This window comes from Streptomyces sp. NBC_00846, from assembly GCF_045207325.1.
Taxonomy (GTDB): domain Bacteria; phylum Actinomycetota; class Actinomycetes; order Streptomycetales; family Streptomycetaceae; genus Streptomyces.
In genome coordinates, this window is the sequence record NZ_CP108846.1 from 6,034,373 (window position 1) to 6,054,729 (window position 20,357).

A 20,357-nucleotide genomic window follows, 5' to 3' on the forward strand; every position below is an offset into this window, starting at 1 on the left:
TGGGATCCCAATAAGGTGTGCTGCAGGCAGAGTTGGACGTTCGGACGCTGTCGAAAGGGGGATCGAAGTGCAGAGAGAAGTCCGTAGATGCCTGCAGTGCGGCAGTCAGGTGAGCCAGTACAACCCCACGAGTGTCTGCGCCCCGTGTGCTCGGATGTCGTACCCGCAGGTGCCCGACCACGCGTGGCGGGACCAGCGCGTACGTAGGGCGCTGCAGACATGGGACTTCGGCGCCATCAGCAAGCTCATCAGGGAAGCGACATCGCTGAAGCAACGACACATCGCCCTGCTGACGGGGTTAAGTCAGCCCTACGTCTCGCAGCTTGAGAGGGGCACGTACTCGCTCTCTGCCCGTGAGGCCATCGTTGACTTCTTGTCGGGTCTGTCCATGCCGGACGACCTCGCTGTTGACCTTATTGCGCCCTTGATCGGTCAGAATCGTTCGGAATGTGTACCTTACGTCGATCTCGACCCGATGTTGCCCTGGACGGCGGACCGTATGGTGGCCGCACTGGACGTTGCGGCAGGAGGTGGGGCGGTGAACCGGCGAGGCTTTCTGGCACTCAGCGGTGCCGAGCTGATGGGGCATGTCTTTCAGTGGAGTACCACGGAGCCGGAACCCGAGGAAGACGTCGAGCTGCCTGAGCCGGGTGCCAGGATCGGGACCGCTCTGCTGAGTGCCGTACAGTCCACAACTGACGCTCTGCGAATGACAGACGCTAAAGACGGCAGCGGCGGCCTGGCGCAGACCGCGAAGGCACATCTCGACTTTATGCGAGGTATCGGAAGGTCCAGCAGTTACAGCGACGCCACAGGACGGAACCTTGCGGCGGTCATCGCTGATACGAGCATCCAGGCCGGCTGGTTCCACTTCGACGCGGGTGCGCACGACCAGGCGCAGGCTTACTTTTTGGCCGCGCTCCGCGCAGCGCGCACGGCTCAAGATGTCCGGCTAGGGGCCGGCGCGCTCTCGTACATCGCCATTCACGGCTACTCAACCGGTTCCCCGAGAGAAGCGGTCGGAGCAGCGCAAGCTGCGCGGCAGAAGCTGCGGGGGCTCAATGCGCCCGCCCTGGAAGCAATGCTGTGCACACGTCAGGCTCGCGGCCACGCAAAGATCGGCGAGGATCGGCAAGCGCGAAACGTCCTAGACCGGGCGGAGGAGTTGTGCGCACTTGGGGCGGGTGAAGACGACCCACACTGGCTGTACTGGATCAACCCTGGTGAGATCCACGGCCAACGCGGGAGTTGCCTCTTGGACCTCGGCGACTTCCAAGGCGCGACCCGGTCGTTCGCGGGCGCTCGCTGTGCCATGAATCCCGACGAGACACGTACGTGCGCACAGTTCCTAGCCCGCGAGGCCACTGCGCACATGCGGACGGGTGACCCAGAGGCAGGGTGCGCAGCCGGTCATAGGGCACTTGACATGGCCGAGCGCGTCGACTCGGCACGCCTGACCGACCACATCAGCACCATGCTCGACGAAGTCCGTCCCATGGCCAACACCCCTTACGCCCGCGATCTCCTGGAGCGGGGCCGGACAGTGCGAGGAGTGCCCAGCCCGTGATATTGGTCCTGTGGGACATCGATCGGACACTGCTGTATGTCGGCGGTGTCGACCGGCTCGTCTACCAAAAGGTCTTCGAAGAGGTTGTCGGTAGGAGGGCTCAGGTACTACCTGCCCGAGGGACGGGCGTGACCATGCCGCTCGCCGTGCGGCAACTGCTGACAGATAACGGCGTAGCCGACGCCGTGGTTGATGAGCACACACGGCGCATCGTTCAGCTCCTGCCGGAACGCCTGGCCGATCACGCCGATGAACTCAGGAGTGAAGGCGTTCTCATGCCAGGTGCAGTTGAAGCCCTGTCCGCTGTGTCTGAAACGGCAGGGCTCGTGCCGACCGTCGTCACGGGCAACTTGCGGGGCAGCGCGGAGACCAAGCTCCGTACCTTCGGTCTCCATAACTACGTCGACATGGAGGTGGGCGGCTACAGCTCGGATGACCAGTACCGTCCTGCACTGGTCGGCGTAGCCCAAGCGCGGGCGAGAGGCAAGTACGGGCACGAGTTCACCCGTGACAATACGGTGATCATCGGCGACTCGCTCGAAGACGTCAGAACTGGTCGGCAGGGTGGCGCTCGCATCATTGCTGTGGCGTCAGGCACCACAACTGCTGACCAACTGTCGCTTGCTGGTGCGGACAAGGTACTGACAGACCTCAATGATGCTGAGGCTATCCTCGCGGCCATCCACGCACTCGATGCGAGGTGATCGTGACCACGCCGCACTCCAGACCCCCATTATGGCCAGAGTCGTTCGTGAAGTAGCAGGGTCGGCGGCTGGTCAGCGTGCCGACCTGTCGGCGGGCGGGCGCTGGCCTTGTTGCGGTCTGGCATGCCGAGCAGCTGCTGTTCGATTGGGGTGGTGGAGGGATCATCCAGGACTTGAGGCCATCTCCGAGTGAATCGGGTTGGCCGAAAAGGGGAGCGGGGCGCTCAGGATTGCTCGGCGGTGACCTTCCGGAGCCAGCGGCGCGTCTGCCGCCGGTTGGCCAGCAGCACCATGTCGGCTCGGCCAGCGGCGAACTCCTCGATCTTGGCCATCACCCGGGGCGCATCTTGCGGCGGTACGTCGCGACGTACTTGACCGCGACGGCCGCTTCGGGATCCGTCAGTGCCTCGATGCGAGGGTCCGCGAGAGCAGCGAAGCCCACCACTGGGCGAGAGGGCTCTCGGTGAGGACCTGAGCGCCGGTTCACGGAGTACGTCAAGGGCGGCGGCGTACAGCTTGTTCGCGGTCTCCGTCATGACCGGCCACCTTCCCTGTCCGCACTGCGGGGCGCGGGGGCGGTGACCGGCAGGGCCAGTTCCGGTCTGGCGGTGATGGCGTCGCGCAGGAAGCTGCGCTTGGAGTAGAAGGTGTGCTGCTGGGCCCATCCGCGGGCGGCGAGCTAGCTGCGGAGCCAGTCATCGATGCGCTCCATCTCGCGCAGCACCTCGTCCGCGTCGTGGTCCAACACGCTGCGCGAGCGTCTGTATTCCAGCTCACACTGCGAGAGCAGCACCTCGGGTGCCGTCAGGAGGGAGCAGCGGTCGAAGAAGATGCCGTAGACGTGGCCGGTACGCATCGACTCGCACTGGACGTCGTAGCGGACGCGCTGGAAGGGCGGCATGGCCTGCGCCTGGAGTCCGAGTTCTACACGCAGGTACTCCTCGAAGCCGTCGGGGGTGATATCGATGCCGGACGTCAGGTCCTCTCGGGCGCAGGATTCGACGCACGTGCTGGCCCCCGTGTTGTTTGTCCTCTCTTCCGACTCAGCGTGGGCGGGATGACATCGGCCATTGGCTGAACGGCGCCGTTCCCAGCTCCTTCGAGCTTCCCGAAACTGCTGCGCTGGACAAGAGAAGGGCCATGGCAGCAGCACGGAAGCGGCGAGGATCGGCCGCGCGGAAGGGGCGCCAGCGACAGCTCAAGGCCAGCGCCGTCGGTGGGGCGTGATCGTCGCCTTGCTGGTGGTGTTCTGGGCGGTGATCTGGCCGTATCTCGTGGGCGCGCTCGTTTTCGGCGGCGCTGTTGTCGGCGGGTGGTGGATGTGGCGGACGGATCGGCTGATCAAGGGCGGCGACGGCGGTGGCGGCAGGACGAGGCAGTAAAGGCCGGGCACCGGACGCTCACCGAGGTCGATGCGATGACGGGTACGGAGTTCGAGGACTTCGTGGTGGGCCTCTGCCGGCGGGACGGATGCAGCGACGTGCGGAGAGTCGGCGGCTCCCACGACAACGGCGCGGACGTGCTGGGGCGACTTCCTGATGGTCGGAGCATGATGATCCACTCCGCGCGCTACACGCCGAAGAGCAAGATCCCCAGCCGGGAGGTCCGTGACCTTCTCGGGGCGAAGGTGCACTTCAAGGTCGACGCGGCGATCTTTGTGGCCACGACGTACTTCAGTGGGCCGGCTGAGAGGTTCGCCACGGAGAACAACACCCTCGCCGTCCACCGTGATCACCTCGGTCTGTGGAACAGCGGCGCCTCGTTGCAGTCGCTCGGTGTGGTGAACGGTTCGGGGCAAGGCGACCGCCAGCATCGGGCTCGATGGAAGGAGACGTACGAGTAGGAGCCGCAGACGGCCGGAAAACGACGGCTCCGGAGTGGGTGGAGTGGCCGGGGTGGGTGTCCGGCATCGGTACCCTGGAGCGCATGTCTACTGCCCCAGTTCGCGTTCGTTTCGCCCCGTCCCCGACCGGCATGTTCCATGTCGGTGGTGCACGGTCCGCTCTCTACAACTGGGCGGTCGCACGACAGTCCGGCGGCACGTTCGTCCTGCGGATCGAGGACACCGACGCGGCCCGGAACAAGCCGGAGTGGATCGACGGCATCATCAGCGCTCTGGCCGCGATCGGCATCCACAGCGAGGACTCCGCGTTCGAGGGGCCGTACTTCCAGTCGCACAACGCCGACCGACACAGCGAGGCCGCTCAGCAGCTCTTCGCGGCCGGCCGGGCGTACTACTGCGACTGCACCCGGGAGCAGCTGAAGGAGCGCACGGGGTCGGAGCACCTCGGGTACGACGGGTTCTGCCGGGACCGGGGGCTGGCCTTCGAGGAAGGCCGTGCGCTGCGGTTCCGGACACCGGACGAGGGCGAGACCGTCGTGGTCGACCTGGTCCGCGGGGAACCGGCGTTCCCGAACAGCGCGATCGAGGACTTCGTGATCGCCCGCGGTGACGGGTCTCCGGTCTTCCTGATCGCGAACGTGGTCGACGACCTGGACGAGGGCATTACACAGGTCATCCGGGGCGAGGAGCACCTGTCGAACACGCCGAAGCAGCAGCTGCTGTGGGAGGCGCTCGGCGCCAAACCGCCGGTGTGGGCGCACCTGCCGGTGATCGTGAACGAGAAGCGGCAGAAGCTGTCCAAGCGCCGCGACAAGGTGGCGCTGGAGGACTACCTCGGTGAGGGGTTCCTGCCCGAGGCGATGGTGAACTACCTCATGCTGCTCGGCTGGGGCCCGGGCGGCGACCGGGAGATCATGCCGTACGAGGAGCTGGAGCAGATTTTCCGGATCGAGGACGTCAACACCGCCCCGGCGTTCTTCGACGTGAAGAAGCTGACGGCGTTCAACGGCGACTACATCCGCGCCTTGGCGCCGGAGCAGTTCGCCGCGGCGTGCGCGCCGTGGCTCGTCGCCCCGTACGCGCCGTGGCAGCCGGAGGCATTCGACGGGGCCGTCTTCGAGACGGTGGCGCCGTTGGCCCAGACGCGGCTTGCGCTGCTGTCGGAGATCACCAGCTACGTGGACTTCCTGTTCCTCGACGAGCCGGTCGAGGACGAGGCGTCGTGGAACAAGGCGATGAAGGCGGGCGCCAGCGACGTCCTGCGTGACGCCCGTGCCGAACTGGCCACCGTCACAGACTGGAAGGCGGACGACCTGAAGGCCGTCCTGCTCACCGTCGGTGAGAAGCACGGGCTGAAGTTGGGCAAGGCCCAGGCACCCGTCCGGGTCGCGGTCACCGGCCGAACGATCGGACTCCCGCTGTTCGAGTCCATGGAGCTGCTCGGCCGGGACCGTGTGCTGGCCCGTCTGGACGCCGCGGCCAAGAAGCTGGCCGCATAGGCGTAGCCGGTCAGGCGACCTTCGTGAGGAGGTCGCCCCAGGCGCTGCCGAAGTAGTTCAGGTCAAACCGGGCCAGGGTCTCGTACGCGGTCTTGGCCTCGGCCTGGGGCATCGCCGCGCGTTCCAGGACCTGCGCCCGCAGGCGGCCGAGGTCGGGGGCCGGCTGGCCGGTCAGCGCGGCGAGGTCGCCGAGCCCGGCCACCGGACGGATCAGGCAGGGCAGGCCGAGCAACAGGGCCTCGGCCGCGCAGCGGCTCCAGCCCTCCCGCATCCGGGGGAGGAAGACGCCGACGTCGCAGGCGCACAGCAGCCGCAGGTACCGCTCGCGCTCCACGTCGTAGTGGGCGCCGTCGAAGCCGATGGTGTTGCTGCCGCTGGTGATCACCCGCAGCCCGGAAGCGTCCGCCAGTGCTGCCGCGACCTCCTCGGTGCCCTTCCAGTGCACGGCCTTGCCCGCGTAGACGCCGATCACGCCCGAGGGCAGTCCGAACTCGGCACGGCACTCGGCCCGGTCGTAGCCACGTGCCCGCTCGACCTCGGCCATGTCGAAGGCGTTGTAGATGACCTGTACGTTGTGCACGCCTCGGGCGCGGAGGAAGTCGGCCCAGTACGGGGCGACGCACACCACGGCGGCGCACTGCGGCAGGACCTGGAACAGCCGCTCCCAGAGCATGGCCTCGACGGGAGTGGAGTCGTGCTGCAACGGCTCATAGTGGTGCAGGAGGAACACCGTGCGGGCCCTCATCGCGGGTGTGAAGAGCAGCAAGCTCAGGTCGTCCCAGACGAAGGAGCCGGTTGCGCTGTCCATGGCCCGTATGGTCGGGGCCAGGCGGGCGAGGTGGCGGAGCTTGCGCCAGCGGCGGACACGGTAGGTGCGCTTGTGGTCCGGGACCGTGCGCCATTCCACGTCGTCGGCCGTAGCGTCGTGGAGCATCCTCAGGTAGACACGGCCGCCGGTCCGGCCGACCGGTTCCATCGAGTAGATGACCCGTTTCACGAACGTACCTCCTGTTGGTGTCGGACGTACTCGGCGTGGAGCAGAGCGTGTGCGGCTCCCAGCTCAGGGCTGAGGGGACGAGCGGCCTCGGCGAGCGGGAGGTGGAACTCGGTCAGGTTCCGTACGAACTTTTGCCGACGCTCACGGTTCGGAGAGGCGGCCAGGTCGCGCAGGTTGTGGATGCGGTCGGCGAGTCGTACGAGGAGCTCCTCCGCAGGAAGTGCGGCCGTCTTCATGCGCCAGCGAGTCTCGTCGCCGGGCGCCTTCAGGCGGCGTTCGACCCGGTGGTCAGGCGTCATCGCGCGCAGGCGCGCGGCGAAGGCTCCGCCCAACTGGTGGGTGACGAGAGCCTCCGAGCCCGGATCGACCTCCAGGGCGTCGTGCAGGAGTCCGAGAAGGAGCGTCTCGGGCTGCGTGACGCCGAGCTCGGAGCGCAGGATCGTGACGACAGCGAGCGGGTGCTGGATGTAGGGGGTGCCCTGGTCCCGGGTGTGTCCGGCGTAGATCGTAAGGGCCAGGCCGACGGCCACGCGGGCGCGAGAACGGTCCTCGCCGGACCATGCGGTGGTCCCGAGCGAGGACAGGACGTGGGCCAGATCGATGGCGACCATCACCGTCACCCTTCTCGTACCGACGGCTGGGTCTGCGCACGGGGATTGGGGACGTGGTCGGCGAGCAACAGCGTGTCGCCGACGGCGAGCGCGTCGAGCCCAAGGTCGACCGCGGCGGGGACGGCTTGCTCGGCGGTGCGCAGGATGGGGGTGCCCTTCCTATTGAAGGAGGTGTTGAGCAGGAGCGGCAGGCCAGTGTGCTGGTGGAAGTGCTCCAGGAGTTCGCGGAGCCCCTGGTGGTCGGCGGCGACGGTCTGGGCGCGGGCGGTGCCGTCATGGTGGGTGACTGCGGCGATGCGGTCGGCTCGGCATCTCCGGACACGGGCGACGCGGTTCATGAAGGGGTCGCCTGCCGACATGAACCAGTCCGTGGCGTGCTCGGTGAGGACCGCCGGGGCGAAGGGGCGGTATTCGGCTCGCTTCTTGATCGCGTTGAGGCGGTCGCGCGTGGAGGCGTGGCCGGGGTGGGCGAGGATTGAGCGGTGCCCGAGGGCCCGTGGCCCGAATTCGAGCTGCCCCTGTACCCAGCCGACGATGTGGTGCTCTGCGAGCAGCGCGGCCACTGTGGGCACCAGACTCGCCCCGAGGCTGGTCAGGGCGCGGTAGCCGGACGGCATCGCCCCCGCCGGCAAGGTGCCCGGGTAGGGGCCCCAGGCCGCGTCGGTCTGCGCCGGAAGGCGATCCTGCCCAAGCTGGTAGTGCCAGCCGTACAGCGCGGCACCGACGGCAGTGCCCGCGTCGTGCGGCGCCGGTGCTACGAAGAGGGTGTCGAAGCCGCTGTCGGCGGCTAGCCGGCCGTTGAGGTGGGAGTTCAGGGCGCATCCGCCCGAAAACACCAACGCGGAGGTTCCGGTGAGCCGTTGCAGGTGGCGGGCGATGTGGACGACCGATTCGGCGAAGACCTCCTGGACGGCGGCTGCCAGGTCGGCCCGTTCGCGTTCGGGCTGCTCCGCGACATTGTCGGCGGTCCAGGCCCGGCCGCCGAGCAGCAGCGGTGTGCCGCTGTCCGCCGAGCCCCAAGGGTGGTCGATGCGGATCTCGCCATCGTCGCCGAGCCGGATGAGCTCGCGGACCTGCGCTCCGTAACGCTGGGGGTCACCGAAGGCCGCGAGCGCCATCATGCTGCCTTCGGGCTCGTCCCCGGGCGGGATCACCCGCCGGGCGAGGTTTCGGTAGAAGTGTCCGAGGGAGGAGTGGACGCGCCGTGGCCCGGCGGGGCCGGGGACCACGGTCGGCATGCCCTGGTGGAGGCGGTCGATGCGGTCGGGCCGCAGGTCGTAGCCCGTGATGCGCTCGCGGCCCGGCCCGAAGTCGGAGCCGAGGGAGGAGCCGCCTGCGTCGATGACCAGCCCGGCTGCGTGGTCGTGTCCGGAGAGCAGGTAGCCGGAGAGGACATGGGCCGTGTGGTGGGAGAGGAGGCGGAGCTGTTCGCCGAGCGGGGCGGGCAGGAGGGCGGCGAGTTCGTCCCGCTCCTCGGCCAGCCACCAACCGGCGGCGGGGTTGGGGCGCATGGAGGCCGCCCACACGGCGTCCACGTCCTGCGGTTCGATGCCAGCTGCGGCCAGGCACCACTGGAGCGCACGGGTGGGGGCGGTGAGTGTGCCCTTGCGGGTGGGGTGGTTGTGCTTGACGCCGCTCCAGCGTTCCTCTTCGGCGGCGTAGAGACGGCCGTCAACGACTAAGGCGGCGGCGGTGTCGTGGTGGAAGTTCAGTCCGAGGACTGCGGGCATGGTCGTGTACCTCCGGTCTGGGACTCAGATGGTGAGGGCGGGGGCGGGGAGGAGGGCGGCGCCGGAGTCGGTGTACTCGTGGCAGCGCGAGCAGAACCGGAAGTGGTGGCCTCGGGGCGCGAACACCTTGGCCGCGAAGTCCTCGTCCCAGATGCTGAATTCGCTGTCGTCCTTGGCCATGGCGTTGAAGCAGCGGTAGCAGGACCCGTCCATCTCGATCATCAGGTGCTGGTCGAGGTAGCGGTCGCAGATGCCGCGCAGATCGTTTGCCGACTGGCCGACGTCGACGTGGTGCACGTGGTTGGTGACGTGGATCGCGCCGTACCTGTCGCACAGCTGTGCAAGCGCCACGAGCTTGGAGGAACTGATGCCTTCCAGGACGCTGTTGACGACCACGGTCTTCCCGGCTGCGCGAAGGCGGGGGACGACGGCGTGCACCTCGGCGTAGTTCTCGTGCTCGTCGTCGCAGCCGATGAGGATCTGGTCGTACGAGCGGAGCGCGGCCTCCATGATCCGCTTGTTACGGGCCAGGGTGATGGCGTTCGTGCCCAGGACCATGACCTTGTCCGGCAGGTGGGTGCGTGCCGCTTCGCTGAGCGCTGGGAAGTCCCGGTGAACGGTGGGCTCACCGCCGTTGATGTGCAGCTGCTGGAAGGGGATGGTCTCCAGCCGGGTGAGGATGGTGGAGAAGAGCTCCAGGGACATGTTCTCGCCCTGGGCGCCGTCGGCGAAGATGCAGAAGTCGCAGGACCGGTTGCACTTCGTCGTGATCTTGATCTTTGCCGTCTTGAGGGCGCGTGGGAGGGATGCACGCGAGGGCATGGCGAGGCTCCTTGTGTCAGGGGTGGAGGTCACTGGGCGCGAGGCTGAGGAAGTCCTGCACCGTGGACTTCTGTCGGTGCCAGCGAGCGAGGGTCGCGCGTAGGGTGTCGGCGGTCGTCGGTCCGGTGGGGATCAGCCCGGCCATCCGGGCGGCCAGCCGTTGGACGGGAGTGGCCTCGTCCTCCGCGAGCGCGTTCAGGGTCCGCGCGGCGGATCGGAGTTCCTTCGCCTCCCTCCGGATCAGGTACTCGGTCGCGACGCCGGGCGGCGGATCGAGGTAGTACAGCCATCGGGCGACGCGTACGCGGAGCATTCCGGCGGTCATCACCCAGTCGGTACAGGTGGACTCCTCTCGCTTGTCGGCGGGCCGCTCCACGTCGGGAACGCGGCGCATGGCCGCCTCCAGGGCGACATGGGCAGAGCGGAGCAGGTGGCGCGGACTCCGGGGACGCGCGTCGGGTGCGTCCTCGGAGTGCCGGAGGAACAGCTCGGCATACCGGTCCAGTCCATCCGGGCGCCACTGGGTGAGGGCGGCCGTCTTGCCGGGGCAGCGGGTCCGTGTCGCGAGCGCGGCGGCGGCGAACCAACACGGGGCGAGGTAGTGCCAGGCCACGCAGTGGCGCCGGTATGCGGTGATGTCCGCGACCACGTTGTCCGTGCTGTCCGCCGCAAGCTGGTACCGGCCGCCCAAGCGGGCCTGGAGGATTCCTCGGTAGAACCGCTCGTCGACCTCGCACCAGGACGCCATCTGGGCCTGGGACTTCCAGCGCTGGAAGTCCCGGGCGCTCCCGCTGATCAGCGACCAGGTCGCGAGCTCGGGCGCCGAGACGAGCCGGCCGTCCGCCTCGGCCAGGGTGAACACGAAGCCGGGCGGATGCTCCAGCAGACGCCTGTGGGAGACCTCCTGGGCGACCGCGGCGGCGTGCGCGGCGACCAGGCGCTGATTCCACTCCTCCCAATCCGCGGGGGCCTCGGGAAGGAGAACACGTACGTCGACGTCGGAGTGGGGAGCCAGGAGGTCGGCCGACTGCCACTTGTGGGTGAGCATCACCGCACCGACGCCGTGGGCCTCCAGCTCACGCTCGTACAGCGCTTCGAGCCCCGAGTAGAGGGGCGGCGCCTCAACCACGACCATCACCGCTCCCCGGTGGAGGCGCGGGCGCAGGAGGACCGGGCCGTGTCCGTGGCGAGGATGGGGAGCATGGGCAGGACCGGGGCGCCTTCGGGGCGTTCCATGCGGTCCCAGCGCAGGTCGTAGTCGACGTAGTGGAAGCCCTGCCAGGCGTCGTTTGTGTTGCGTTCGAGCATGGCTTGGAAGAGGTGGGCGAAGGCGTCGCCGAGGGTGCCGTCGGCGAGATGGGGCTTCAGCGGGATGTCGCGGTTGTGGAGGATGCAGGGGCGGGCCACACCCGTGGGGGTGATCTTGATCCGGTTGGCGTCGGAGCAGGTGGCGCAGCTGGAGTTGGAGATGAAGCCGATCGAGCCGGCCCAGCCTTTGGGGCTCAGGTAGCGGCCGGGGCTGCGGACGCCGAGCTGGTCCCGGGGGACCTCGCCGGCGTTCGCGAACCACTCGTGGAGACGGCTGCGGACGTCCGCCTCACTGATGAACTCGGTGTCGAACAGGGCCTGTGCGGGGCCGATGTTCTGGAGTTCGATGAGGCGGACGGCGATGGGCAGGTCGCGGGCGAGCTCCGCCACGGCGAAGGCGTCGTCCAGGTAGGTGCGCTGGAGAACGCAGTTAACCTTCACTCGCAGGCCGAGGGAGAGAGCGGTGTCGAGTGTGCGCCGGGTGGTGCGGGGGTCGCCGCCGCCCATGATCGCGGCGGACCGTGTCGGGTCGAGGCTGTGGAGGCTGAGGTTGAGGTACGTCAGGCCGGCGCGGTGGAGTTTCTCGACGCTCAGCCCGCGGCGCAGGTTGCCGTGGCTGGTCATGCCGATCGCGGAGTCGGGCCCGAGGCCGTCCGCGAGGCCCGCGATCACGTCGAGGATGTCTGCCCGCAGGGTCGGTTCGCCGCCGGAGCAGTGTGCCTTCCTGATCTTCCAGGCTCCGGCCTCGGCGGCGATGGCCGCGTAGTCGGAGGCGGTCAGGGGGCGGTCCTTGTGTCCGTAGTCCGGCATGCAGCGGGGCTTGCAGAACACGCAGTCGAGGTTGCACAGGGAGTTCAGGGTGAAGGCCAGGTAGGGGTGGTTGCGGCCGGTCGCTGCGAAGGCGGCGACGAGGTCGCGGTGGTATGCGGTGTGCATCGGGTCAGCCTCCTGCGAGGGGAAAGCGGGCATCGGGGATCTCGGCCAGGCCGTTGAGCGGCTGGCCGGCGAGGTAGTGGTGCAGGTTGTTGGTGAAGAACGCGACCGCCTCGTCCATGTAAGTGCGGCAGAGCATCGAGCTCTTCGGTGTGAGCGCGACCCGGGGGTGGAGCCGCAGTGGATGGTGGGCGGGCAGGGGTCTCGGGTCGAAGACGTCCAAGGCGGCACCTCGGAGGTGACCGGCGTTGAGGGCGGCCAGGAGGGCCAGCTGGTCGACGGTTGCCGCGCGGCCGAGGTTGAGGAAGAGAGAGCCGGGCTTGCAGGCCGCGAAGAGGTCGTGGTCGAAGAAGTGGTCCGTGGCCCGGGTGGCGGGCAGCAGATCTACCACCACGTCGGCCACGGCGACCGCTTGGTGCACCGCTGAGGTGTGCATCCACGTGATCCCGTCCCCAGAAGCTGCGGGCGGTGTCCGGCGTACTCCGATCACGTCCATGCCGAAGGCTCGGGCGGCACGGGCGAGGTGTCCTCCGATGCTGCCGCAGCCGACGATGGTCATCGTCGCCCCGGCCAGGTCGAAGAACTCCTCGGCCAGGTCGTCCTTCCACCAGGTCCGGTTTGCCTGGACGCGCTGGCTCGTGAACAGCCCGCGGGAGAAGCCCAGGATCAGCCCCATGGCGTGCTCGGCCATGGGCCGGCCGTGGAACCCGTACGAGCGGGTCAGAGCCACGCCGGCGGAGTGGGCCTCGGCGGCGGGCAGATGGTCGGTGCCGGCGGCCGGGGAGGCGATCCACTTCAGATGGGGCGCGCCGGCCAGCCACGACGGCTCGAACCTCCAGCCGAAGTAGACGTGGGCGTCGGCCAGCCGGTGCGGCACGTCCTCCTCGGTTGCGGTGCGGAACTCGACGTCAGGGAAGGCGGCATGCAGAAAATGCTCGTGCTCGGCGGACAGCCGCCAGAAGGAGTGCGGGGACTCCAGGCTGATGAGCACCACCGGCCGGTTCATCGAGCCCTGCTTTCTGCGGTGAGCGAAGGCACCAGAGCCCACGGGGTGATGCGACCGATGACGGAGGCGATGCTGGCCTCGTAGTCGTGGCGCGAGTGCACCAGGGCCGTCCCGGCGTGCCGGAGGCGGTCGCGCTCTCGGGGCAGGGCGGTCAGGGCACGGTGAATGGCGGAGGCCAGGGACCTGGGATTCCCCGGAGCGGCGGTGAATCCAGTCTCGCCTTCGATGACGGTCTGGGCCAGTCCGCCCGCCGTGGTCGCGACGACCGGGCTCGCGCCTGCCGCGAACGCCTCCAGGGGTATCCGCCCGAAGGGCTCCTCACGTGAGGGAACGACGACCGCACGCAGGGCCGGGCTGTGCAGCCAGGCGCGGACCGCAGGGGTGAAGCGGGTGATCAGCGTTGCGTCCAGGCCGCATGCGAGGATGCGTGCGGCCAGGTCCTCCTGGTACGGAGTGGGGTGTTCGTGATCGTCCGAGGTCACGGCCGCCAGCAGCAGGTGCGGAACGCGGACCCCTCGTACCTTCAGAACGTGCAGGGCCTCCAGGAGGTCTTCGAATCCCTTGGTGGGCACGGCGCGTCCCATGGCCAGAAGGAATCCGGCTCGGCCGCTGAAGGGCAGGGGCGGCATGCTCGCCGGCCTGGTCATCTCCTCCTGGATCAGCCCGTTCGGGATACTGACGATGCTCGCCCGCGGGACGGCGCAGCTCGTGACGAGGTGGCCTCGCATGTGGGTCGAGATGGCGCCGATCCGACCGCCCCGGGCGGTCGCCGCCCGCAGGGCGTCGCGCTCCCAGCTGACTCGGGACAGGTCCTTAGGCCGTGCCAGCGCCGCCGTGGAGCGGGGGACGAGCAGCAGGTCCATGGTCGGGGACGTGTAGGGGGCGAGCCCGAGGAAGGGGACATCGAGGCCGATGAGAAGGCAGCGGCTGGCGCGATCTGCGATGCGCATGGCTGCCTCGCCCGCCAGGTCGCACAGTTGCACGGAGCCGTGGACCGAGTCCGTCGGCGCGTGGACCTCGGGAATCGTGATGACCTCGGCCCCGGCCTGCCGCAGCATCTGCTGGACCTCGTCCGCCCATCGCGGATCGTATGCTCCCGCTGTCTCCGGAACGTGCGGGGTGATCACTGACAGGCGGCCCGTCGGCAGCAGGCGGGCGAGTACCGTGAGGAAGGCGCGGTTGCTGAAGCCGGTGCCTGACTCGGCGCCGTAGAAGCCCTCGTGGAGGGCGACGACGACTCGGGGCTGGCGAGTGGCTTCCGGCACGTCCGTGGGCGGGGGCGGCGGGGTCGCATGGTGGATGCGCACCGTGTGGTGCCTCCTTCAAAAACGGGATCTCGTGGGCGGGATCAATTGGTGTCGGCGGGTGAAGTGAGGGCCCTGTGTGTGAGACGGCACCAGGCGCGGGTGCCGTGGGTACCGGTAGTCAGTGACCAGGCGTCGGCCAGGGCCTCGACAATGACCAGTCCCCGTCCCGATTCGGCCTCCTCCTCGGGCACCGGCGGGGAAGGAGAACCAGGGAGCGAGCAGCCGCCGTCGGTGACGGTGATCTCGACCTCCAGGCCGCCGGCGGTCGGGCTCCTGCGGTCGACGCACAGGACCAGGGGCGGGCTGCCCGACGTGAACGCGTTCGTTGCGAGTTCGGATCCGATCAGGCGAGCGTCATCGAGCAGGTCTGCCTGCGTGGCTCCGTGGAGCGCCACCGCGACGGCCTCCCGAGCGATCTCGGCCGCCCTCGGGCCGTAGGGGAGATCAGTGATCAGCGTGGTCGTGCCGCCGCCATCAACATGCCGGTGCGGTACGGAGGCCGGTCGCCCGCTATCGCGCTCCAGGACACTGCCCGGACGGTCTCGGAAGGTACTCATTCTGTTTTCCAAGGCCCACCCCCTTTCTCCGTCGGCGTCGAAGGCGGCGCCTTCTGCCGGGAACCAAGAACACCGGAGAAAGGCGGTCCCGCAGGACCCCATCAGTGGGTCAACTCGGTCAACTTCCTTGCGATGCAGGTGATTCAGTCGACTGTGGGCATCACCATGGGGGCGCGAGTGGATCGACGAACCGCTGGGGCATGAGGTGGTCGCACGTGGCACTACAGGCAGGGGAACCCAACGCGGTACTGGCGGGGTGCCTCAACGAACTCGGATGGAGCCCGAAGGCGCTCGCTCGAAAGCTCAACAGGGTGTTCGGCGCGGGGACGGTGGCCGAATCGGCGCCGTACCACTGGAGGGACGCCGGCTCACTGCCGCGCTCGCCGTTACCGATGATGGCTGCCTATGTATTGTCCCAGGAACTGGGCAGAGCCATCTCGGTGGCCGAACTGTGGCAGGGCCGCGCTGGCGACTCCTCGGCGCTCGTCCCGGCGGACACCGATCTCGCACGGCCCTGGACCGTGCAGGGGATGGAGGCGATCGTGCAGGACTGGGTGATGGGAGGGCTCGTCGACCGACGGCGATTCCTCGCGATCTCGGGCGCGGGGCTTCTCGCAGTCGTCGCCCAGTACCTCGACGGCACCGCGGGGCGCGGCCAGTACGCGCCCCGGATGACGCCGTCGATCGGCGCCGATCCGCTCGTGGACCAGGTGGAGCAACACCTGCCCATGCTCCAGATGCTCGATGACGAACACGGAGGAGCACGGCATCTGCCCTACGTGGGCGCGCAGTTCCGCGCGGTGGGGCTGCTGATCCACGAAGGCGGGCACTCGCCCGCCGTGGCGATCCGTCTGATCCGCGCGCTCGCCGAGATCGGCCAGCTCGCTGGCTGGATGGCCTTCGACGCGGCCGATCACGGTCTGGCGCAGCGCTACTTCGCCACCGCGCTGCGGGCCGCACATCAGGTCAACGATCTGCCGCTGTGCGCGCACATCCTCGGCGACCTCTCCTTCCAGGCAGCGAGCCGGGGACATCCCGCAGACGCCATCGCGCTCGGCGAGGCCGCCCGCCGCGCAAGCGACGCTGCCCCGCCCGCTGTCCGGGCATCCGTCCTGTCACGACTCGCCTACGCGTACGCCGCAGCGGGCCGTGACAACGACTTCGCTCACACCCGCGGCTCCGCCCGAGAACTGATTGCGATCCGGGACGGCGGCCAAGAGGAGCCCCGCTGGATGTACTTCCTCACCGACAACCACCTGGACTGCCAGGCCGGCTACGGTCTCGTCCAGATGGGCCGCGCGCAGCAGAAGGCGGGCAGCGGAGCCAAGAGCCGCCACTTCCTCGCCCAGGGGAGCGAGATGCTCCGGTCCGGGGCGTACGACGTTCCGCGCGGAGATCCCAGCCAGCGCAGAGCCATGTTCGAGGGCGCCTGGCTGGCACTCGGCCACAGTGCCCACGGAGACCTGGAGGCGGCCTGCGACATCGGCCGGATCGCTGCCGACCGCCTCGACGCCGTGCGCTCACCCCGTAGTGCGGCCCTGCTCCATCAGCTCGCCGCCGACCTCCGCCGCCGCCAGCGGAACCCTCACGTACGCAGCTTCCTGCCGGTCCTGGAAGACGCACTCGCCCGACACGCCCCATCGACGCCACCCGGCCGTTAGGGTCAGGATCATGACCGCAGGGGAGCGCGTTGTCGTTGTCGGGGCTGGGGTGGCAGGGCTCACCACCGCCGTCGTTCTCGCCGAGACCGGGGCATCGGTGCACGTGATCGCCGAGCAGGTGCCCGGCGTCACGTCGCTTGCGGCGGGGGCGATGTGGGGCCCGTACCTGGTCGAGCCGAAGGACAAGGTCGACCAGTGGGGCCAGCGGTCCCTGGAGGTCTTCCGGGGACTGGCCGAGGACCCGGCTACAGGCGTCCGGCTTACGAGCGGCATCGAGGCATCCCGCACGGCTGAAGCCGCACCGGACTGGGCCACCACCCTGCCGGGCTTCCGTCCCTGCGAGCCGAAGGAGCTTCCGGCCGGATTCACGGCGGGGTACCGGTTCACCGTGCCGCTGATCGACGTGCCCGTCTACCTCGACTACCTCCTGCGCCGCCTCCGCGCCGCCGGGGGGACGGTCGAGCAACAGCGCCTCGCCACGCTCGCCGACGCTGGGCCCGCCTCGGTGATCGTCAACTGCACCGGCCTCGGCTCCCACGACCTGGTCCCGGACCCCGACCTCCGGCCGATCCGCGGCCAGCACGTCGTCGTCACCAACCCGGGCCTGACCGAGTTCTTCTCCGAGGACACCGGCTCCTCGCCGGACCTGCTGTGCTTCTACCCCCACGGCGACGCTGTCGTTCTTGGCGGCACGGCCATCGACGGCGAGGGAGACCTGGCCCCAGACGACAAGGCTGCGGTCGGCATCCTCGCCCGCTGCGCCGAGATCGAGCCCCGCCTCGCCCAGGCCCGTGTCCTCGAACAGCGGATCGGCGCCCGGCCGACCCGCTCCGCAGTCCGCGTGGAGGCGGAGTATCGGGAGGACGGCATCGTGGTCGTACACAACTATGGGCACGGGGGCGCCGGCGTCACCCTGTCATGGGGCTGCGCTGACGAGGTGCGTACCTTGGCGATGGAGCCCTGAGCCGATCTGGCCGGACCTGACCGCGGCCCACGGCACGAGGTACGTGTCTGTGTAGTGCGGCGAAGAACTGGTTGGCCCAGCTGGGCCGTATGCAGCCGGAAATCACGTCTGCGACGCTGTCCGCGGCGAGTTGGACGGTGCGTTCCGGGACGGTAAAAGCAGACTCTCTTGAAAATGAGCTGAGCCTGCGCGCGTTGGTGCAGGTCACCCGGTCTCTTCGCGCGGGGTGACGGTGACGTCGAGGCCGAGGGCGGCGAGTTGGGCGATCAGGCGGCGGGTGTGGCGTTCCTTGCCCAGTCGGTTGGTGAAGTGGTCGGGGCCGAGGTCCTGGTAGGGGACGAGGTCGTGCAGGATGTGCCAGGCGGCGACCAGGATGGAGTGGCCGACCGCGACGGTGGCGCGCTTGGCGCCGCGGTGGGGGACGAGTCGTCGGTACTGGGCGCCGAGGTAGGTGCCCTTGCTGCGGGCGGCGGTGGCGCCGGCCAGGAACAGGGCGGTCTTGAGCCAGGTGTCGCCGTGGCGGGTGCGGCCGGACAGCCGCTTGCCGGCCGACTCCTTGTTGCCCGGGCACATCCCGGCCCAGGACGCAAGGTGTCCGGCGGTGGCGAAGCGGCCCATGTCCACGCCGACCTCGGCGATCAGGATCTGGGCCAGGGTCATGCTGATCCCAGGGATGGTGATCAGCAGCTCGACCTGCGCACGCAGTGGCAGCAGCTGCCGGTTGATCTCCTCACTCAGGCGGGTGATCCGTGCGTCGGCCTCGTCGATCGCGCGGAGCATCGAGGCGACCATGAACGCGTGGTGCTCGCTGAAACTGCCGGTCAGCGCCCGGGTCAGCAGGGGCACCTTGCCCTGCAGGCTGCCCAGCGCGAGATCCGCCAGCACCCGCGGGTCGCGCTCGCCCGCGACCAGGGCGTCCAGCATGGCGCGGGCGGAGCGGCCGGTGATGTCGCTGACGACCGAGCTGAGCTTGATCCCGGCGTCTTCCAGGAACATCGCGAGCCGGTTGACGTCGCGGACCCGGTCGCGGGTGGTCTCGGTGCGGTACCGGGTCAGGTCACGCAGCTGCCGGATGTCACGCGGGGGCACGAAGCTGGGCCGGACCAGGCCGTACTCGACCAGGCGGCAGATCCACTCGCAGTCCTTCACGTCGGTCTTCCGGCCCGGCACCGTCTTGATGTGCTGGGCGTTCAGCAGCCACGGCTCGATCCCCTCGGTGGCCTCCAGCAGGTAGAACAGGGGCTTCCAGTACGACGCGGTCGCCTCCATGCCCACCCGGGTGATCTGGTTCTCCACCAGCCAGTCCCGCAGTTCCAACAGGCCGTCACTCATCGTGGAGAACGTCCGCACCTCACGCCGCGCCCGCTTCCCCGAGCCCGGCAGCCGGATGCATACCTTGGCGTCCGCCTTGCTCAAGTCGATGCCCGCACACCGCTCTTCCACCACGTCCACGAATCCTGCCCCTCCCAGCGAGTCGATTCAGACGGGCACCCGTCCTTCCGGAGCCACAGGATTCAAAGACGCTCTCTTGCGTGCTCATGGCAACAACATTGGATTCCTGCACACGGCCCCCGCGTCCGACTGGCTATCGGGCTCACTCGCACCAAGCTGCAACGACGTCCTCCGGACGGGCACCCCGCCCCATTTTCCCGGCCCCGGGGTGCGGCCGACAGGCCGCGGGATGACTGGCTACCATCCACGGCCCGGATATGCGGGGGCGATGCCAGATCACTCACTGGGTTTATTCGCCGCACATTCGCCGGCGCCAGCGTCCTTACCCTGGGATCGACACACTCGGCGAGGACTTGAGTGCGCCGGCCTGCACTGCCTCGGAGAGGGAACGGCTGGCTGACGCGAACAGCTACGAGGCGATGGCGCAGATCCTCGCCGCCGTTGGCTGAACGCGGGCTCAGGTACTGCGGGTATAGGGTCCGCACCTTCGTTAGCAGTGAATTAGCAAATCCGCGTTCGGTTAGCAATGGATCGCGCAACCTGCGTGTTCGCCAGTCGGGGCGGCTGCGGGATCAGGTTCCGCCGTGCGGCACTGCTCACGATCGACTGGCTGAGTCAGTGCTAACTAACCTCGGATTCCGGCGTTTCCGCAGGACACGCTGCTCACGAAGCCGCGGACCCTACACCGCCGGCGCCGGGCCTGTGTACGCCTGGATGATGCACGACGGCGGCGAGGACTGACAGAAACATGGCGGAGCAGGCCGAAGCGCGCGGTGGCAGCAGCCGGCGACGTACGCGACACGTTTTCCGCCATGACGCTGCACGGCATCCAATGTGGCGCTACCTTGCTGGTGAGATCGTCTCTGGGAGGGAAGAACGAGGATGCTGGAACAAGCGCTAACGGCGCTGGCCGCAGCGGGCGGGACCGCGGTCGTACAGGCTGCGGGGACGGACGTGTGGAGCGGGTTGAGGCAGGCGGTGGCACGCTGGTTCGGCCGGGGAGACGCACAACGCGAGCGGGCGGAACTGGAGCGCTTGGAGCAGACCGCGGGCGAGTTGGAGACTGCAGAGGCGGCCGTGGCGGAGCGGGTGCGCATCCGTCAGGAGGCGGCGTGGCAGGCGCGTATCGAGGCCCTACTGGAAAGCCTTGACGACCTCGAGCGTGCCCAGGCCGCTGAGGAACTGCGCGCTCTGCTGGCCCAGCACACCGACCAAAGCGGGGCCTCAGCCGGTCAAGGTGGACTGGCTGCCAACGGTAACGTGAACATCCGCGCCGAGGGCGGCTCGATCGCGGCTGGCGTCATCCACGGAGGCGCGCACATTGGCCGCCCTCCCACGCCGGATCCGACCCAGGGCTGACCGGACCGGCCACTGCAAGCCCACTCCACTCCGAGCC

Annotated in this window: 19 protein-coding genes; 8 read left to right on the forward strand and 11 right to left on the reverse strand. The window is 68.8% G+C overall.

Annotation, left to right across the window (positions count from 1 at the left end; genetic code table 11):
• Positions 1-154: 154 nt before the first annotated feature.
• On the forward strand, positions 155-1,567 hold the full coding sequence (locus OG936_RS27795) for a helix-turn-helix domain-containing protein (protein WP_406498315.1): 1,413 nt from the start codon (positions 155-157) through the stop codon (positions 1,565-1,567).
• The gene (locus tag OG936_RS27800) at positions 1,564-2,271 is read left to right on the forward strand and encodes an HAD family hydrolase (protein ID WP_406498317.1); all 708 of its coding nucleotides are present in this window, start codon (positions 1,564-1,566) and stop codon (positions 2,269-2,271) included. Before OG936_RS27795 ends, OG936_RS27800 begins: the two co-directional genes overlap by 4 nt.
• Before the next feature lie 679 nt (positions 2,272-2,950).
• Here the strand turns inward: OG936_RS27800 and OG936_RS27805 are convergent.
• Positions 2,951-3,172, reverse strand: coding sequence for a hypothetical protein (locus OG936_RS27805; RefSeq protein ID WP_406498319.1), 222 nt, complete (start codon positions 3,170-3,172; stop codon positions 2,951-2,953).
• A gap of 322 nt (positions 3,173-3,494) precedes the next feature.
• On the opposite strand from OG936_RS27805, the gene OG936_RS27810 reads away from it, so the two are divergent.
• From OG936_RS27810 to gltX, 3 genes are all read left to right on the forward strand, one after another.
• The gene (locus tag OG936_RS27810; RefSeq protein WP_406498321.1) at positions 3,495-3,653 is read left to right on the forward strand and encodes a hypothetical protein; all 159 of its coding nucleotides are present in this window, start codon (positions 3,495-3,497) and stop codon (positions 3,651-3,653) included.
• A gap of 35 nt (positions 3,654-3,688) precedes the next feature.
• The gene (locus OG936_RS27815) at positions 3,689-4,114 is read left to right on the forward strand and encodes a restriction endonuclease (RefSeq protein WP_406498322.1); all 426 of its coding nucleotides are present in this window, start codon (positions 3,689-3,691) and stop codon (positions 4,112-4,114) included.
• Positions 4,115-4,245: 131 nt separating this feature from the next.
• Complete coding sequence (gene gltX / locus OG936_RS27820; RefSeq protein ID WP_406500637.1) at positions 4,246-5,613, forward strand: glutamate--tRNA ligase; 1,368 nt, start codon at positions 4,246-4,248, stop codon at positions 5,611-5,613.
• A 10-nt stretch (positions 5,614-5,623) separates the two neighbouring features.
• Here gltX and OG936_RS27825 read toward each other — a convergent pair whose 3' ends face one another.
• The 9 genes from OG936_RS27825 to OG936_RS27865 are packed head-to-tail and all read right to left on the reverse strand — an operon-like array spanning position 5,624 to position 14,884.
• Positions 5,624-6,610 (reverse strand): glycosyltransferase, encoded by a 987-nt coding sequence (locus OG936_RS27825; protein ID WP_406498324.1) that lies wholly within the window; start codon positions 6,608-6,610, stop codon positions 5,624-5,626.
• On the reverse strand, positions 6,607-7,221 hold the full coding sequence (locus OG936_RS27830) for an HD domain-containing protein (protein WP_406498325.1): 615 nt from the start codon (positions 7,219-7,221) through the stop codon (positions 6,607-6,609). The genes OG936_RS27825 and OG936_RS27830 overlap by 4 nt, the downstream gene beginning before the upstream one ends.
• A gap of 5 nt (positions 7,222-7,226) precedes the next feature.
• A complete protein-coding gene (locus OG936_RS27835; protein ID WP_406498326.1) occupies positions 7,227-8,951 on the reverse strand; it encodes a carbamoyltransferase in 1,725 nt (574 codons plus the stop codon).
• 24 nt (positions 8,952-8,975) lie between these two features.
• On the reverse strand, positions 8,976-9,773 hold the full coding sequence (locus OG936_RS27840; RefSeq protein ID WP_406498327.1) for a radical SAM protein: 798 nt from the start codon (positions 9,771-9,773) through the stop codon (positions 8,976-8,978).
• A gap of 16 nt (positions 9,774-9,789) precedes the next feature.
• A complete protein-coding gene (locus tag OG936_RS27845; protein WP_406498328.1) occupies positions 9,790-10,908 on the reverse strand; it encodes a hypothetical protein in 1,119 nt (372 codons plus the stop codon).
• Positions 10,908-12,017 (reverse strand): radical SAM protein, encoded by a 1,110-nt coding sequence (locus OG936_RS27850; protein ID WP_406498329.1) that lies wholly within the window; start codon positions 12,015-12,017, stop codon positions 10,908-10,910. The genes OG936_RS27845 and OG936_RS27850 overlap by 1 nt, the downstream gene beginning before the upstream one ends.
• Before the next feature lie 4 nt (positions 12,018-12,021).
• Positions 12,022-13,020, reverse strand: a complete 999-nt coding sequence (locus OG936_RS27855; RefSeq protein ID WP_406498330.1) for a D-2-hydroxyacid dehydrogenase — start codon at positions 13,018-13,020, stop codon at positions 12,022-12,024.
• The gene (locus tag OG936_RS27860) at positions 13,017-14,327 is read right to left on the reverse strand and encodes a glycosyltransferase family 4 protein (protein ID WP_406498331.1); all 1,311 of its coding nucleotides are present in this window, start codon (positions 14,325-14,327) and stop codon (positions 13,017-13,019) included. Before OG936_RS27860 ends, OG936_RS27855 begins: the two co-directional genes overlap by 4 nt.
• Before the next feature lie 41 nt (positions 14,328-14,368).
• Entirely contained in the window at positions 14,369-14,884 is a 516-nt protein-coding gene (locus OG936_RS27865; RefSeq protein ID WP_406498333.1) for an ATP-binding protein, read from the reverse strand.
• 215 nt (positions 14,885-15,099) lie between these two features.
• On the opposite strand from OG936_RS27865, the gene OG936_RS27870 reads away from it, so the two are divergent.
• Positions 15,100-16,545, forward strand: a complete 1,446-nt coding sequence (locus OG936_RS27870; protein WP_406498335.1) for a carph-isopro domain-containing protein — start codon at positions 15,100-15,102, stop codon at positions 16,543-16,545.
• A gap of 10 nt (positions 16,546-16,555) precedes the next feature.
• The gene (locus tag OG936_RS27875) at positions 16,556-17,509 is read left to right on the forward strand and encodes an FAD-dependent oxidoreductase (protein ID WP_406498337.1); all 954 of its coding nucleotides are present in this window, start codon (positions 16,556-16,558) and stop codon (positions 17,507-17,509) included.
• Positions 17,510-17,713: 204 nt separating this feature from the next.
• Here OG936_RS27875 and OG936_RS27880 read toward each other — a convergent pair whose 3' ends face one another.
• Positions 17,714-18,961, reverse strand: coding sequence for an IS110 family transposase (locus tag OG936_RS27880; protein WP_406498339.1), 1,248 nt, complete (start codon positions 18,959-18,961; stop codon positions 17,714-17,716).
• A gap of 882 nt (positions 18,962-19,843) precedes the next feature.
• On the opposite strand from OG936_RS27880, the gene OG936_RS27885 reads away from it, so the two are divergent.
• Positions 19,844-20,320, forward strand: a complete 477-nt coding sequence (locus tag OG936_RS27885; RefSeq protein WP_406498341.1) for a hypothetical protein — start codon at positions 19,844-19,846, stop codon at positions 20,318-20,320.
• The last annotated feature ends 37 nt before the right edge of the window (positions 20,321-20,357 follow it).

Excerpts from the sequence above, each read along its gene's own strand:
- OG936_RS27855 (WP_406498330.1), bottom strand. The coding sequence starts at position 13,020 with ATGAACCGGCCGGTGGTGCTCATCAGCCTGGAGTCCCCGCACTCCTTC.
- OG936_RS27850 (WP_406498329.1), bottom strand. The coding sequence starts at position 12,017 with ATGCACACCGCATACCACCGCGACCTCGTCGCCGCCTTCGCAGCGACC.
- OG936_RS27815 (WP_406498322.1), top strand. The coding sequence starts at position 3,689 with ATGACGGGTACGGAGTTCGAGGACTTCGTGGTGGGCCTCTGCCGGCGG.
- OG936_RS27865 (WP_406498333.1), bottom strand. The coding sequence starts at position 14,884 with ATGAGTACCTTCCGAGACCGTCCGGGCAGTGTCCTGGAGCGCGATAGC.
- OG936_RS27830 (WP_406498325.1), bottom strand. The coding sequence starts at position 7,221 with ATGGTCGCCATCGATCTGGCCCACGTCCTGTCCTCGCTCGGGACCACC.
- OG936_RS27885 (WP_406498341.1), top strand. The coding sequence starts at position 19,844 with ATGCTGGAACAAGCGCTAACGGCGCTGGCCGCAGCGGGCGGGACCGCG.
- OG936_RS27875 (WP_406498337.1), top strand. The coding sequence starts at position 16,556 with ATGACCGCAGGGGAGCGCGTTGTCGTTGTCGGGGCTGGGGTGGCAGGG.
- OG936_RS27845 (WP_406498328.1), bottom strand. The coding sequence starts at position 10,908 with ATGGTCGTGGTTGAGGCGCCGCCCCTCTACTCGGGGCTCGAAGCGCTG.
- gltX (WP_406500637.1), top strand. The coding sequence starts at position 4,246 with ATGTTCCATGTCGGTGGTGCACGGTCCGCTCTCTACAACTGGGCGGTC.
- OG936_RS27805 (WP_406498319.1), bottom strand. The coding sequence starts at position 3,172 with ATGCCGCCCTTCCAGCGCGTCCGCTACGACGTCCAGTGCGAGTCGATG.
- OG936_RS27795 (WP_406498315.1), top strand. The coding sequence starts at position 155 with ATGTCGTACCCGCAGGTGCCCGACCACGCGTGGCGGGACCAGCGCGTA.
- OG936_RS27835 (WP_406498326.1), bottom strand. The coding sequence starts at position 8,951 with ATGCCCGCAGTCCTCGGACTGAACTTCCACCACGACACCGCCGCCGCC.
- OG936_RS27840 (WP_406498327.1), bottom strand. The coding sequence starts at position 9,773 with ATGCCCTCGCGTGCATCCCTCCCACGCGCCCTCAAGACGGCAAAGATC.